General features: G+C 71.0%; 8 protein-coding genes, 1 tRNA gene and 3 pseudogenes. 7 read left to right on the top strand and 5 right to left on the bottom strand.

The features are described from left to right. Window positions 1–75 precede the first annotated feature (75 nt). Complete coding sequence (locus AAHZ94_RS14135; protein ID WP_349993217.1) at window positions 76–2,367, bottom strand: (Fe-S)-binding protein; 2,292 nt, start codon at window positions 2,365–2,367, stop codon at window positions 76–78. 662 nt (window positions 2,368–3,029) lie between these two features. Here AAHZ94_RS14135 and dnaK point away from each other — a divergent pair. The 4 genes and pseudogenes from dnaK to AAHZ94_RS14155 all read left to right on the top strand — a co-directional run bounded on the left by dnaK (window position 3,030) and on the right by AAHZ94_RS14155 (window position 7,347). Continuing rightward, complete coding sequence (gene dnaK / locus AAHZ94_RS14140) at window positions 3,030–4,892, top strand: molecular chaperone DnaK (protein WP_349993218.1); 1,863 nt, start codon at window positions 3,030–3,032, stop codon at window positions 4,890–4,892. After that, window positions 4,889–5,639 (top strand): annotated as a pseudogene (gene grpE, locus AAHZ94_RS14145) (nucleotide exchange factor GrpE). Before dnaK ends, grpE begins: the two are co-directional and overlap by 4 nt. A 48-nt stretch (window positions 5,640–5,687) precedes the next feature. Next, the gene (gene dnaJ / locus AAHZ94_RS14150) at window positions 5,688–6,875 is read left to right on the top strand and encodes a molecular chaperone DnaJ (RefSeq protein WP_349993220.1); all 1,188 of its coding nucleotides are present in this window, start codon (window positions 5,688–5,690) and stop codon (window positions 6,873–6,875) included. Window position 6,876: 1 nt separating this feature from the next. Next, on the top strand, window positions 6,877–7,347 hold the full coding sequence (locus tag AAHZ94_RS14155) for a heat shock protein transcriptional repressor HspR (protein ID WP_349993221.1): 471 nt from the start codon (window positions 6,877–6,879) through the stop codon (window positions 7,345–7,347). Between the two features lie 572 nt (window positions 7,348–7,919). Here AAHZ94_RS14155 and AAHZ94_RS14160 read toward each other — a convergent pair. The 3 genes from AAHZ94_RS14160 to AAHZ94_RS14170 form a co-directional block, all read right to left on the bottom strand. Next, window positions 7,920–7,992, bottom strand: a tRNA-Trp gene (locus tag AAHZ94_RS14160). A 462-nt stretch (window positions 7,993–8,454) separates the two neighbouring features. Next, window positions 8,455–9,507 (bottom strand): aldo/keto reductase, encoded by a 1,053-nt coding sequence (locus AAHZ94_RS14165; RefSeq protein WP_349993225.1) that lies wholly within the window; start codon window positions 9,505–9,507, stop codon window positions 8,455–8,457. A 222-nt stretch (window positions 9,508–9,729) separates the two neighbouring features. Further along, entirely contained in the window at window positions 9,730–10,389 is a 660-nt protein-coding gene (locus tag AAHZ94_RS14170; protein ID WP_349993222.1) for a TetR/AcrR family transcriptional regulator, read from the bottom strand. A gap of 504 nt (window positions 10,390–10,893) precedes the next feature. On the opposite strand from AAHZ94_RS14170, the pseudogene AAHZ94_RS14175 reads away from it, so the two are divergent. Beyond that, window positions 10,894–11,463, top strand: a pseudogene (locus AAHZ94_RS14175) (alpha/beta hydrolase fold domain-containing protein); the annotation flags it as partial. A gap of 129 nt (window positions 11,464–11,592) precedes the next feature. After that, window positions 11,593–12,561 (top strand): annotated as a pseudogene (locus AAHZ94_RS14180) (Vgb family protein); the annotation flags it as partial. A gap of 140 nt (window positions 12,562–12,701) precedes the next feature. On the opposite strand, the gene AAHZ94_RS14185 reads toward AAHZ94_RS14180, so the two are convergent. Beyond that, a complete protein-coding gene (locus tag AAHZ94_RS14185; protein ID WP_349993223.1) occupies window positions 12,702–13,385 on the bottom strand; it encodes a DUF1963 domain-containing protein in 684 nt (227 codons plus the stop codon). A gap of 253 nt (window positions 13,386–13,638) precedes the next feature. Between AAHZ94_RS14185 and AAHZ94_RS14190 the strand changes: the two genes are divergently transcribed. Next, window positions 13,639–14,235: a helix-turn-helix domain-containing protein gene (locus AAHZ94_RS14190; protein ID WP_349993224.1), complete on the top strand. Its 597-nt coding sequence runs from the start codon at window positions 13,639–13,641 to the stop codon at window positions 14,233–14,235. Window positions 14,236–14,566: the final 331 nt, after the last annotated feature.

A 14,566-nucleotide genomic window follows, 5' to 3' on the forward strand; every position in this document is an offset into this window, starting at 1 on the left:
CCCGTGTCGTACGGGGTCGCGCCCACCGGCGTGCGGTCTTCGCGGGTCGGTACCGCGTACGCGGCCCGCGTGGGGTTACTTCACCGGCTGCGGCTCCGGGGCCGCAGCCTCCTCGCCCGCCTCGTCCGGGCCATCGGGCTCGGCCGGCGTCTTGACCGAGTCGAGCAGGAGCTGCGCCACGTCCACGACCTGGAGCGCCTCCTTGACCCCTGGGCCCGTGCCGTCGGCCGCCGCCTTCTTGCCGTTGACCGAGTCGCTCAGCATGACCAGGCAGAACGGGCAGGCGGTGGAGATGATGTCCGGGTTGAGGGAGAGCGCCTCGTCCACCCGCTCGTCGTTGACGCGCTTGCCGATCCGCTCTTCCATCCACATCCGGGCGCCGCCGGCACCGCAGCAGAAGCCGCGCTCCTTGTGCCGGTGCATCTCCTCGTTCCGCAGCCCCGGCACCTTGGCGATGATCTCGCGCGGCGGTGTGTAGACCTTGTTGTGCCGGCCCAGGTAGCACGGGTCGTGGTAGGTGATCAGGCCCTCCACCGGGGTCACCGGCACCAGCTTGCCCTCGTCGATGAGGTGCTGGAGCAGTTGGGTGTGGTGGATGACCTCGAACTCGCCGCCGAGCTGCGGGTACTCGTTGGCGATGGTGTTGAAGCAGTGCGGGCAGGTGGCCACGATCTTCTTGCTGGCCTTGGGCTTCTTCGTGGACTCGTCGTCGCTGTCCTCGCCGAAGGCCATGTTCAGCATCTCGACGTTCTGCTGGCCGAGCTGCTGGAACAGGAACTCGTTGCCGAGGCGGCGGGCCGAGTCGCCGGTGCACGCCTCGTCGCCGCCCATGATCGCGAACTTCACGCCCGCGATGTGCAGCAGTTCGGCGAACGCCTTGGTGGTCTTCTTGGCCCGGTCCTCCAGGGCGCCGGCGCAGCCCACCCAGTACAGGTACTCGACCTCGGTCAGGTCCTCGACGTCCTTGCCGACCACCGGGACCTCGAAGTCGACCTCCTTGGTCCACGCGAGGCGCTGCTTCTTGGCCAGGCCCCAGGGGTTGCCCTTCTTCTCCAGGTTCTTCAGCATCGTGCCGGCCTCGCTGGGGAAGCTGGACTCGATCATGACCTGGTAGCGGCGCATGTCCACGATGTGGTCGATGTGCTCGATGTCCACCGGGCACTGTTCGACGCAGGCGCCGCAGGTGGTGCAGGACCACAGCACGTCGGGGTCGATGACGCCGTTCTCGGCCAGGGTCCCGATCAGCGGGCGCTCGGCCTCGGCGAGCGCGCCGGCGGGCACCTGCGCGAGCTGCTCCTCGGTGCCCTTCTCGGCCCCCTCGGCGTCCTTGCCGCCACCCGCGAGCAGATACGGCGCCTTGGCGTGCGCATGGTCGCGCAGGCCCATGATCAGCAGCTTCGGGGAGAGCGGCTTGCCGGTGTTCCAGGCCGGGCACTGCGACTGGCACCGGCCGCACTCGGTGCAGGTGGAGAAGTCGAGCAGGCCCTTCCAGGAGAAGTGCTCGACCTGCGAGACGCCGAACTGGTCGTCCTCGCCCGGGTCCTCGAAGTCGATCGGCTTGCCGGCCGAGACCATCGGCGGCAGTGCGCCCAGCGCGGTGGAACCGTCCGCCTCGCGCTTGAACCAGATGTTGGGGAAGGCGAGGAAGCGGTGCCAGGCCACGCCCATGTCGGTCTTGAGGGCGACCGTGATCATCCAGATGAAGGAGGTGGAGATCTTGATCATCGCGACCAGGTAGGTCAGGTTCTGCAAGGTGCTGACGTCGAGCTCGCGGAAGGCGGCGACCAGCGGGTACGAGGCGAAGAACCCGGCCTCGTACGAGGCGACGTGGTGCTGGGCGCCCTCCAGGCCGCGCAGCGTCATGATGGAGAGGCCGACGATGAGGATGACGGCCTCGACGAAGTACGCCTGGCCGAAATTCGAGCCGGCGAAGCGGGACTTGCGGCCGGCCTTGCCCGGCTTGCTGAGCTGTCGGACGGCGATGAGGGTGAGGATGCCGACCGTCGTCATCAGCCCGAGGAACTCGGTGAAGACCTCGTACGGCAGCCAGTCGCCGATGACCGGGATCAGCCAATCCGCCTGGAAGAGCTGGCCGATGGCGTTGACGATGGTCAGCAGCAGCGAGAAGAAGCCCACCGCCACGAACCAGTGCGCGACGCCGACGACGCCCCAGCGGTTCATACGGGTGTGGCCGAGGAACTCCTTGGCCACGGTGATCGTGCGTTGCACGGGTTCGTCGGTCCTGGTCCCCGCCGGTACGGGCTGACCGAGCCGTACGTACTGGAAGATCTGGAGCAGGGCACGGCCGAACAGCGCGACACCGACCGCGATGAGGACCAGCGACACGATGATCGCGGCGAGTTGCATGGCGGCTCCTCGAACCTACGAGAGCGGACTTACTAAGCAGTAACTTATCTGGTCTTTGCCGAGATTACCGAGGATCGGCAGGGCGGTGTACTCGACCAGCCGGTGATATGCGTCGCTCAGGCTCACCTGAGCGGCTTTTCTGTTGCCCGTTCGGGTGGCTGACGGCCGTTCCGACGCCTGCGCTGACGCCCGCGCTGTTGCGCGTTCGGCTGCGCCGGGTGCGCTCGTACGTGCCCGCGCTCGCGTGTACGCGTACGGGGTGGGTTCGCGCCTGCGTGTGCGCGTAGTGGGTGTGGGTTGGAATCGTGGGTGTGGGTGTGGGTTGGAGTTGTAGGCGTGGGTGCGGGTGCGGGTGCGGGTGCGAGGGTGGGGCGGCGGATGTCTCATGGAGGGGCGGGGCGGCGGCCTTGGCCGGAGCCATGCCGGGGTGGGGCTTTGATCGGAGCCGCATCGGGGCCGGCCGGAGCGAGGTCGGGCCGGAGCGCCGCGGTGGGGGTTATGGGGCCTGTGGGGCCCGTGCGGCCCAGGGGAGCGCGAGATCAGGCCATCTGTAGATAAGGGCTACATAAAAGTTGAGCGGCCTCGACTCAGGTCTGTTGACAGGTCGGAATCCGTCGTGCACTCTTGAGTCAGTTCCACTCAAGTTGGCTGGAGGATTAGACATGGCTCGTGCGGTCGGCATCGACCTGGGTACGACGAACTCCGTCGTCAGTGTTCTCGAAGGCGGTGAGCCCACCGTCATCACCAACGCCGAGGGCGCCAGGACCACGCCGTCCGTCGTCGCCTTCGCGAAGAACGGTGAGGTGCTGGTCGGCGAGGTCGCCAAGCGCCAGGCCGTCACCAACGTCGACAGGACCATCCGGTCGGTCAAGCGCCACATGGGCACCGACTGGAAGATCAACCTGGACGGCAAGGACTTCAACCCGCAGCAGATCAGCGCCTTCATTCTGCAGAAGCTGAAGCGGGACGCCGAGGCGTACCTGGGCGAGAAGGTCACGGACGCGGTCATCACCGTCCCCGCCTACTTCAACGACTCCGAGCGGCAGGCGACGAAGGAGGCCGGCGAGATCGCGGGCCTGAACGTGCTCCGCATCGTCAACGAGCCGACCGCCGCGGCCCTCGCGTACGGCCTGGACAAGGACGACCAGACGATCCTCGTCTTCGACCTCGGTGGCGGCACCTTCGACGTCTCGCTGCTGGAGATCGGCGACGGCGTGGTCGAGGTGAAGGCCACCAACGGTGACAACCACCTCGGTGGTGACGACTGGGACCAGCGCGTCGTCGACTACCTGGTCAAGCAGTTCAACAACGGGCACGGCGTGGACCTGTCCAAGGACAAGATGGCGCTCCAGCGTCTCCGCGAGGCCGCGGAGAAGGCGAAGATCGAGCTGTCCTCGTCCACCGAGACCACGATCAACCTGCCCTACATCACGGCCTCCGCCGAGGGCCCGCTGCACCTGGACGAGAAGCTCACCCGGGCCCAGTTCCAGCAGCTCACCTCGGACCTGCTGGAGCGCTGCAAGACCCCCTTCCACAACGTCATCAAGGACGCCGGCATCGCGCTGTCCGAGATCGACCACGTGGTGCTCGTCGGTGGCTCCACCCGGATGCCCGCCGTCGCCGAGCTCGTCAAGGAGCTCACCGGCGGCCAGGACGCCAACAAGGGCGTCAACCCGGACGAGGTCGTGGCCATCGGTGCCGCGCTCCAGGCCGGTGTGCTCAAGGGTGAGGTCAAGGACGTCCTGCTGCTCGACGTCACCCCGCTGTCGCTTGGCATCGAGACCAAGGGCGGCATCATGACCAAGCTGATCGAGCGCAACACCACGATCCCGACCAAGCGCTCGGAGATCTTCACGACGGCCGAGGACAACCAGCCGTCCGTGCAGATCCAGGTCTACCAGGGCGAGCGCGAGATCGCCGCGTACAACAAGAAGCTCGGCATGTTCGAGCTGACCGGCCTGCCGCCGGCGCCGCGCAACGTGCCGCAGATCGAGGTCACCTTCGACATCGACGCCAACGGCATCATGCACGTGTCCGCCAAGGACCTGGGCACCGGCAAGGAGCAGCGGATGACCGTCACCGGCGGCTCCGCGCTGCCGAAGGACGACATCGAGCGCATGATGCGCGAGGCCGAGCAGTACGCGGACGAGGACCACAAGCGCCGCGAGGCCGCGGAGACCCGCAACCAGGCCGAGCAGCTCGTCTACCAGACCGAGAAGTTCCTCAAGGACAACGAGGAGAAGGTCCCGGGCGACGTCAAGGGCGAGGTGGAGGCCGCCGTCACTGAGCTGAAGGAGAAGCTCAAGGGCGAGGACAACGCCGCGATCCGCGAGGCCACCGAGAAGGTCGCGACGGTCAGCCAGAAGCTCGGCCAGGCGCTGTACGCCGACGGCCAGGCCGCTGCCGGCGCCCCGGGTGCCGACGCCGCCGGTGCCGCCGGTGCCGGTCAGGCCAAGGACGACGACGTCGTGGACGCCGAGATCGTCGACGACGAGAAGGACAACCGCCAGGGCGGTGCCGCGTGACGGAAGAGACTCCGGGCTTCGACGAGCAGCCCGACGTCCCTTCCGACGCCACCTCCGACGCCCCCCGGGGGGGCGGGGCGGGGGGGGGGGGCCCCGGCCGCCCCCCCCCGGGGGGGGGGGGGGCCGGGGGGGGGGGGGGGGGGCCCCCCGGGGGGGGGGCCCCCCCCGGCCTCGGCCGGGGACGCACCAGATGCCGGCCTCGACGAGAAAGCACAGCACGACGTGGCGCTGACGGCTCAGCTCGACCAGGTCCGTACGGCCCTCAGCGAGCGCACCGCTGACCTCCAGCGCCTCCAGGCGGAGTACCAGAACTACCGCCGCCGGGTGGAGCGGGACCGGGTCGCGGTCAAGGAGATCGCCGCGGCGAACCTGCTCTCCGAGCTGCTGCCGGTGCTCGACGACATCGGTCGCGCCCGGGACCACGGCGAACTGGTCGGCGGCTTCAAGTCGGTGGCCGAGTCGCTGGAGACGGTGGTCGCCAAGATGGGCCTCCAGCAGTTCGGCAAGGAGGGCGAGCCCTTCGACCCGCTGGTGCACGAGGCGCTGATGCACAGTTACGCGCCGGACGTCACCGAAACCACGTGCGTGTCGATCCTCCAGCCGGGGTATCGCATCGGCGAACGGACGATCCGCCCCGCGCGGGTGGCCGTCGCCGAACCGCAGCCCGGCGCCACGTCCGGTGGCGCTCAGGCAGGGACGGGTGAAGACGCGTCTGACGAGGAGAACGGTGGCCCGGACGAGGGCTGACGTGGCGTACGGAGCTGACGTGACGTACGGAGAGGAGGGACGTCGAGGATGAGCACCAAGGACTTCGTCGAGAAGGACTACTACAAGGTCCTCGGCGTCCCCAAGGACGCCACCGAGGCCGAGATCAAGAAGGCGTACCGGAAGCTCGCCCGCGAGTTCCACCCGGACGCCAACACCGGTGACGCCAAGGCCGAGGAGCGCTTCAAGGAGATCTCCGAAGCCAATGACGTCCTCGCCGACCCCAAGCGCCGCAAGGAGTACGACGAGGCCCGGGCGCTGTTCGGGAACGGTGGCTTCCGCCCCGGTCCCGGCGGCCCCGGGGGCACCGGCAGCTTCAACTTCGACCTCGGCGACCTCTTCGGGGGCGGCGGTCCGCAGGGCGGCCAGCCCGGGGCCGGCGGCTTCGGCGGCGGGATCGGGGACGTGTTCGGCGGCCTGTTCAACCGCAGCGGTGCGGGGCCGCGGGCGCAGCCGCGGCGCGGTCAGGACATCGAGTCCGAGGTGACGCTCAGCTTCACCGAGGCGGTCGACGGCGCGACGGTGCCGCTGCGGATGTCCAGCCAGGCGCCGTGCAAGGCGTGCCAGGGCACCGGCGACAAGAACGGCACCCCGCGGGTCTGCCCGACCTGCGTCGGCACCGGGCAGGTCAGCCGGGGCGGTGGCGGCGGGTTCTCGCTCACCGACCCGTGCGTGGAGTGCCGGGGCCGGGGCCTGATCGCCCAGGACCCGTGCGAGGAGTGCAAGGGCAGCGGCCGGGCCCGTTCCTCGCGCACCATGCAGGTCCGCATCCCGGCCGGGGTCAGCGACGGCCAGCGCATCCGGTTGCGCGGCAAGGGTGCCCCGGGCGAGACCGGTGGCCCGGCCGGCGATCTGTACGTCGTGGTGCATGTGGACGCCCACCCGGTCTTCGGCCGCAAGGGCGACAACCTGACCGTCACGGTCCCGGTCACCTTCGACGAGGCGGCTCTCGGCGGCGAGGTCAAGGTCCCCACGTTGGGCGGCCCGCCGGTCACCCTGAAGCTGCCCGCCGGCACCCCCAGCGGACGTACGATGCGGGCCCGTGGCAAGGGTGCCACCCGCAAGGACGGCACGCGGGGCGATCTGCTGGTCACCATAGAGGTGACGGTGCCGACCGAGCTGAACGACAAGGCGCGCGACGCGCTGGAGAACTACCGCGACGCCACGGCGGGTGAAGACCCGCGGGCCGAGCTGTTCCAGGCCGCGAAGGGAGAATGAGATGGACGGCCGAGGCACCCGCCCCGGCGGCAACAGCCGCAATCCGTACGAGCTGACCGACGACTCACCGGTGTACGTCATCTCGGTCGCCGCCCAACTCTCCGGTCTGCACCCGCAGACCCTGCGCCAGTACGACCGCCTCGGCCTGGTCTCGCCGGACCGCACGGCGGGCCGCGGGCGCCGCTACTCGGCCCGTGACATCAACCTGCTCCGCCAGGTCCAGGCGCTCAGCCAGGACGAGGGCATCAACCTCGCCGGCATCAAGCGGATCATCGAACTGGAAAATCAAGTGGCCGCGCTCCAGCAGCGGGTCGCCGAACTCCAGCAGGCCGTGGAGGGCGCCGCGGCGGCCATGCAGCAGCGCGAGGCCGCCGTCCACGCCTCGTACCGCCGCGACCTGGTCCCCTACGACCAGGTCCAGCAGACCAGCGCCCTGGTGGTGTGGCGCCCGCGCAGGCCGGGCCAGGACTGACGGGCGGCCGGGCGGCCGGTGACGGGATGCGCGGGAGGCGCGTGCTCGTCGCGAGCGTTCGTGGCGGTGTGCTCGTCGCGAGCGTTCGTTGCCGGTGTGCTGGTGGCGGGTGTGCTCGTGACGGCTGCGGGTCGTCAAGGTCAGTCAGTGTTGAGCCGTTGAGTCATAGCGAACGGTAGGTCCGTCGCCCTTCGGGGGTGGCGGACCTGCTGTGTTGTGGGGATGCGTGGCGGGGCGGGTGCGATGGCGCTGCGCGGCGGCCGGGAACGCGACGGGCTGGCCAGCCGCGCCGAACGCGCGAGCCCGCGCCGCAGCGTCGCGTACGCCCTGATGTCGTACACCGCCGACGCCGTACGCTCTGATGCTGCTCGCTCTGATGCCGCTCGCTCTGATGCCGTTCGGCCGGAGCATGTTGGCCCCCCGAGGGGGCGTGTGCTGGGGCAAAGGCCCACTGGGAGGAGATCACGGACGCCCAGGGGTCGTACGGCGGACGCGGACCCATGTGGGGCCGGCAAGGGCTGGAACGCCTGCCGGACGGGCGCGCGATGCCGCGCTGACCTCGGTCGATCTAGCAGGGGCGGCAGGAATCGAACCTACAGCCTTCGGTTTTGGAGACCGGTGCTCTGCCAATTGAGCTACGCCCCTTCGGTAGCTGTAGCTTGCCACGGCTCACCAGCGGCTAACCAACGGTTTGTTGCGCGGTGCGCGCTGCGGGGCGGGTACGGGACGGTCCAGGGTTTTCAACGCAGTGAGGAATGCGGGGAGATGGGCGAGAAAGCGAGGAATGCGAGTCGCCCGTCTGGCGGTATCCCCGGCGGGGTGGCCGTGGGAGGAGCCGGGCTGCGGCCGGGTGGGGCGGTGGAGCACGGGGGTGCCGGGTGCGCGGGGCGCGTGCTCGGGGGGCGCAGAGCCGTACGGGGCGGTTGATCCGGTCCGGCGGGGCCGATGACGCTTCGAGGCGATCGGGGTGTGCTCCGCGGCGGGCGGGGCGGCTGGTTCGGGGGCGGGGCCGTACCGGGGTGGGCCGCGGGCCCGGGCCACTCCGCACCCCGCGACCCGGGCCGTCCTCGCGTGCGATCCGGGCCGTCCTCGCCTGCGATCCGCGTGTTACTCCCCCGCCGCCCTGTCCCCCACTGCTCGGCGGCGTGTCGCAGGGTTCGTCAGGGAGTCGGGGCGCCAGACGCCGTCTACCTGGTAGCGGTCGACGCCTGGGGGGACTATTTCGTCGATGCGGTCCAGGGTCGCGTCGTCCAGGGTGAGGGTGGCGCCCTTCAGGAGGCTCTCCACCTGTTCCTGGGTGCGCGGGCCGATGATGACCGAGGTGACTGCGGGGTGGGCCAGCGGGAAGGCTATGGCCAGTTCCGGGAGGGTGCAGCCCAACTCTTCGGCCAGTAGGGCGAACTGCTCGACCGTGTCCAGCTTGGCGACGTTCTCCGGGATCGACTGGTCGAAGCGGTGCGGGCTGAGCGCGGCGCGGCCCACGGTCAGGTCGATGGGCCGGCCCGCGCGGTACTTGCCGGTGAGCAGGCCGCTGGCCAGCGGACTCCAGGTCAGTACGCCCATCTCGTACCGCTGGCAGGTCGGCAGTACCGCGGTCTCCACGCCGCGGCCGAGCAGCGAGTACGGGGGCTGTTCGGTGCGGAACCTGGGCAGGGCGCGGCGCTCCGCCACGTGGTGGGATTCGGCGATTCGCTCGGCCGGGAACGTGGAGCTGCCGAAGGCGCGGATCTTGCCCTGCGTGACCAGGTCACCCAGTACGCCCAGGGTCTCTTCGAGGTCGGTCCGCGGGTCGAACCTGTGCACCTGGTAGAGGTCGATCCAGTCGGTGTCGAGCCGCTTCAGGCTCTCCTCCACCGCCTGGGTGATCCAACGGCGGCCGTTGCCGCGCCGGTTGGGGTCCTCGCCCATCGGGAAGTACACCTTCGTCGCGAGCACGACGTCATCGCGCCGGCCCTGCAACGCCTTGCCGACGATCGTCTCCGACTCGCCCGCGGAGTACATGTCCGCGGTGTCGACGAAGTTGATGCCCGCATCGAGCGCGGTGTGGATGGCCCGCACCGACGCGTCGTGGTCCTCGTTGCCCACGGAACCGAACATCATCGTGCCCAGGCAGTACGTGCTGACTTCGATCCCCGTACGCCCCAGGGGGCGGTAGCGCATGCTCATGGGGTGGCACGTTAGGTGCTGGAGTTGACTCCAAGTCAAGACCTCAAGTCAGCGGCCGGCGCTGGTGGGGAGGGTTGTTCCGGGCTCCCCCGTCGCCGGTGCCCCTCCTTTCCGGCTGGCGCCATGGCGTACGCGATCTCCCCCGATCTCCCCCGATCGCGCCATCGCGTACCCGCTCACCCGCTCACCCGCTCACCCGCTCACCCGCTCACCCGCTCACGCCGTCGCGTACGTGGCCAGGGACGGTTCCAGGAGGGTGAACGCCGCCTCCGCCTCGGCCCTGACCTCCGCTGCGATCTCTTCATCCGTGCGGCCCGCGAGGGTGAGTTGCTGGATGCGGGCGAAGAGGACGCGGTGCACCGCGCCGAGTACGGCCGCCGCGGTGCGCGGCTCGACGTCAGTCGGCGCCGCGCCGGTGGCCTCGGCGAGGGCGGCGGCGAGGGCGTCCTCGCGCTGGTCGTGCAGGCCGCGCAGGCAGGTCGTCAGGGTCGGGCTGTCGGCGATCATGCGGGTGAAGCCGAGGCCGGCGAACCCCGCCACCGGGTCCTGCGCGTCCACCGCGGCGAGGAAGGCGCGGTGCAGCGCGGCGAGCGCGGATTCGCCCGGCGCGCGGTCCGCGACGGTGGCCGCCAGCGCACCCGTGAACGCGTCCTGGTGGTCAAGAGCCAGGTCTTCCTTGCGCGGGAAGTAGTTGGTCACCGTCTTCTTGGCGACCCGGGCCGCGTCCGCGATGTCGGCGATTGTGGTGCGTTCGAAGCCCTGCGCGATGAAGAGTTCGGTGGCCCGGTCGGAGATGAGCTGGCGCGTCTCACGCTTCTTGGTCTCGCGCAGGCCGGTCGCTGCGCCGTGCGGCGTGGAGTTCTCCTCGATACCCATGAGCAAACCTTACCTCCGTTGTATTTATACGTTGACACCCCGGTGAGGCGGTGCGTAACTTTACGACCGTTGCAAACTTGCACCCGCCGGGCGTGGCGCCCGACCTCCCCGACGCGTCGTGGGCGGCCGGCCGACGTCCGGCGCGTCACCCCGGTACGTACGCGTTCCCCGCACCGCGCCCGCACCCCACTGCCCGTCCGATCCCACGGAGGACTGTTGCTCCAGACCGTTGCTGTTCCCGTCCGTCCCGCGCACTCCGCCGACGGCGGCGTCGCCGCCGCCGCGCCCGCGCCCGCGTCACCCGTATCCGATCCCGGGTCCGCTGCCGCTGCCGTCCGGGATCGGATCGGGGTGCTGGTCAGCGGGCCGCTGCCGGCCGATGCCGAGGTGCGGCCGGTCGGCGAGCGCGGCGAGTGGGTACGGGCGCCCGGCGCCGGCGGTGGGGCGGTGCTCTACGTGCACGGCGGCGGCTTCGCGCACACCACGCCCGCCGCCGAACGCATCATGGCGTACCGGTTGTCGCAGGCCACCGGCCGTCCCGCGGTCCGCGTCGACTACCGGCTCGCGCCCGCCCACCCGTACCCGGCGGCGCTGCACGACGTGTTGGGCGTCTGGCGGGATGTGCTCGCCGCGGGCGTGTCGGCTGCCGACGTGGTGTTCTTCGGCGAGTCGGCCGGAGCGACGCTGGTGCTGTCGGCGCTGCTCGAACTGGCCCGTACGGAGGGGCCGTTGCCCGGCGCCGCGGTGGCCGTCTCCCCGATCACCGACTTCACCCTGTCCGGGGCTTCGCTGGACGGGCCTTCATCGGGCGGGCCTTCGTCGGGCGGGGCTTCGTTGGAGGGGGCCGGCGTCGGTGGGGCGGAGGAGACTCGTGGGGCGGAGGTCCGTGGGGCGGACCTCATCAGCCGGGCCGTGTTGACCGCCATCACGGCCGACTACCTGGCCGGCGCCGACCCGCGGCGGGCCCCGCAGTCGCCGCTGTACGGGACGTTGTCCGGGCTGCCGCCGCTGCTGTTGGCCGTCGGTGCGGATGAGGTGCTGCTCGACGACGCGCGCCGGTTCGGCGAGGCGGCCGACGCGGCCGGGGTGAGCGTGCGGCTCGATGTGCACGCGGGCATGCCACATGCCTTCCACCTCTCTGACCAGGGCGAAGTACTACTCGAACGGCTCGCCGCCTGGCTGGCCGACCCGGTCCGTACGCATCGGGTCAGCGAGCCGGAGGCCGGCCCGTACGCGCTGGTCGAAGGGCCCGACGGGGCACTCTGGCACACCTTGGTGCACGAGAACGCGATCGCCCGCCGCGACCGGTCGGGCCGCATCGCCCGCCAACAGGTGGGCACCCGGCCGACGTTGATCGCGCCCGGCCCGGACGGTGCGCTGTGGTTCACCGAGTACGGGGCGCATCGGGTCGGCCGGATCGTGCCGGAGCCGGAGGGTGTGGCCGGCGGGCTCCTGCGCGCGGCGGGTGGTGGTGTGGCGGATGGTGGCGGGGTGGTTGCCGGCGATGCGCCGGACGGTGTGCAGGACGGTGTGCAGGACGGGCCGCTCGGTCGGTACGAGGCGGTGGCGCTGCCGACGGCCGACGGCGGCCCGTTCGGGATCGCGGCCGGGCCCGACGGGGCCATGTGGTGCACGCTGTCGGCCGCCGACCGCATTGCGCGGATCGCTCCCGACGGCCGGGTCACGGAGTACCCGGCGCCCGGGTCCTTCCCGTCGTCGCTGGTCACGGGCGCGGACGGGGCGCTGTGGTGCACGCTCAACCAGAGCCATGCCATCGGCCGCATCGACGTCGAAGGGCGTGGCACCGCCCATCCGCTGCCGACCGCCGGCGCCGCGCCGGTGGGCATCGCGGCCGGGCCGGACGGCGCCCTGTGGTTCACCGAGATCGGCGCCGGCCAGATCGGGCGCATCACGGTGGACGGCACGATCACCGAGTTCCCGCTGCCGGACCGTACGGCCCGACCGCATGCGATCGCCCCGGGTCCGGACGGCGCGCTGTGGTTCACCGAGTGGGGCACGGGCCGCATCGGCCGGATCACCACCGCCGGCGACCTCACCCACTACGACCTGCCGGATGCGAGCAGCGAACCGCACGGCATCACCGCGTACGACGGGGCGGTGTGGTGCGCCCTGGAGGTGGGGGCGTTGGCGCGGGTTGCGGTGCCGGAGTGAGGTAGGGGTGGGGTGGGTGTGCGCGCCCCCACCGCGGGGGTGGGTGTGCACGCCCCACCGCGTACGCCCACCCCACAGTCGCCCCTCGCCGCGTACGCCCGTATCGATGTGGTCAGGAGTCTGGGGTCAGGAGTCTGGGGTCAGGAGTCCTGGACGAGGAAACGGCCCCGGCTGGCGTCCGGTGATACGAAGGCGAAAGCGAGCGGGGCCGAGCCGAGGTGGAGGTGGAAGGGCAGGAAATTCGGGCTCAGTTGGAGCAGGAGTTTCCAGGGGCCGCCGGGCGGCCAGTCATCGCCCTGGAAGAAGGCGGGGGTGCCGCCCAGTTTGTCGTCGCCGATCGGTTCCGGTTTTCGGCCGGGGTCCGAACTGCCTTCCCCTCCGCATGCGAGGGTGGATTCCCCTTCCGGTTCGACGTCGGAATCGGGGCGGAGGACGACGGTGTACTCCGCGGCCGAACCGTCCGCGGCGTGGTACAGGCTCGGGCCGCTGACCAGCGGAAGCGTCGCCCCCACGGAGTCGCCGTCCGGCTGTACGACGACCGCGTTCGCCCCTTCGTCGGGGAAGATGACATCCGGGTCGAAGAACGTCACGTCGCCGAATTCCGCATGTGTGACGAAGACGTACGCCAATTTCCCCCGGCCCGCTTCGCCGAGCACCGCGCTGAGTTCGATCTGACATACGAACCGCATCGGCTCGCCCCACGCCTCATTCACCGGCCACTGCGGTTCGGCGAGCCATACCGGTTGGCCGCCGAATTTCGTGACCGGGGCGGTGATCGGACTCTCGGCGGGAACGAACGCCTCGATGCGCAGGGTGGCCACCACGAATGCCCTCCTCAGGGAATGGGAGGGAATTGTTCCATCGAGCGGCGGGACGCGTGGAGTGGGGGCGCGCTTGGCGCCCGCGCAGGGCGGGGTGTGTTCCGTGCCCGGGCCGGCCGGGGCCGCCGCACTCCCCCACGGGGAACGCCTCCCAGCCCACACCTCGTCCCACCCGCGTGCCACCCACGCCCCACCCACGTCCCACTTTTAGCAACACACATTGCCACTCCCAGGGCGGGCGCGGTGCAATGGGTGTGTGGACAGGACACCCGCCATCGCGCACGCCCTGGCCGAGGTCGGGCCGCGGCTGAAGCGGCTGCGCGCCGAGCGCGGCATCACCCTGGCCGGGCTCTCCGCGGCCACCGGGATCTCCAAGAGCACCCTGTCCCGGCTTGAGTCGGGACAGCGGCGACCCAGCCTTGAGCTGCTGTTGCCGATCGCGCAGGCGCATCAGGTGCCGCTCGACGAGTTGGTCGGCGCCCCCGAGGTGGGTGACCCGCGGGTGCGGCTCACACCCCGCACCACGCACGACAAGACGGTGGTGCCGCTGACTCGACAACCCGGGCCGCTCCAGGCGTTCAAGATGGTGCTGCCGGCCAGCCGCGACACCCCCCAGCCGTGCGCGCACGAGGGGTACGAGTGGATCTACGTGCTGGCCGGCCGGTTGCGGCTGGTGCTGGCCGACCACGATCTGGTGCTCGGGGCGGGCGAGGTGGCCGAGTTCGACACCCGCCTCCCCCACTGGTTCGGCGCCGCCGGCGGTGCGCCCGTCGAGGTACTCAGCCTGTTCGGCGCACAGGGCGAACGGATGCACGTACGGGCCCGCCCACAGCAGCGCCCGGTGGAACGCTGAGCCACCCCACGGCGAGCCAACCCACGACCGGCCGAGCCACCCCACGGCGACCAACCCACCACGATCAGCCCAACCGGCCGGCCCGCTCCCCCACAGCCAACCCACCACGCGCGGGCCAGCCGTGGCCGGCCCGCCCGCCCGCGACCAACCCACCACGTTCAGCACACCAACAACCAACCCACGACGGCCAAGGTCACCCCACGGCCACGGCCACAGCCACCCCACGAGCCACCCCCCCCCGCGCCGGGGGGGGGGGGGGGGGGGGGGGGGGCCCCCGGCGGGGGGGGGGGGGGGGGGGGGGCGGGGGTTGGGGGGGGCGGGGGGGGGGGGG

This window comes from Streptomyces sp. HSW2009, assembly GCF_040240285.1.
Lineage (GTDB): Bacteria > Actinomycetota > Actinomycetes > Streptomycetales > Streptomycetaceae > Streptomyces.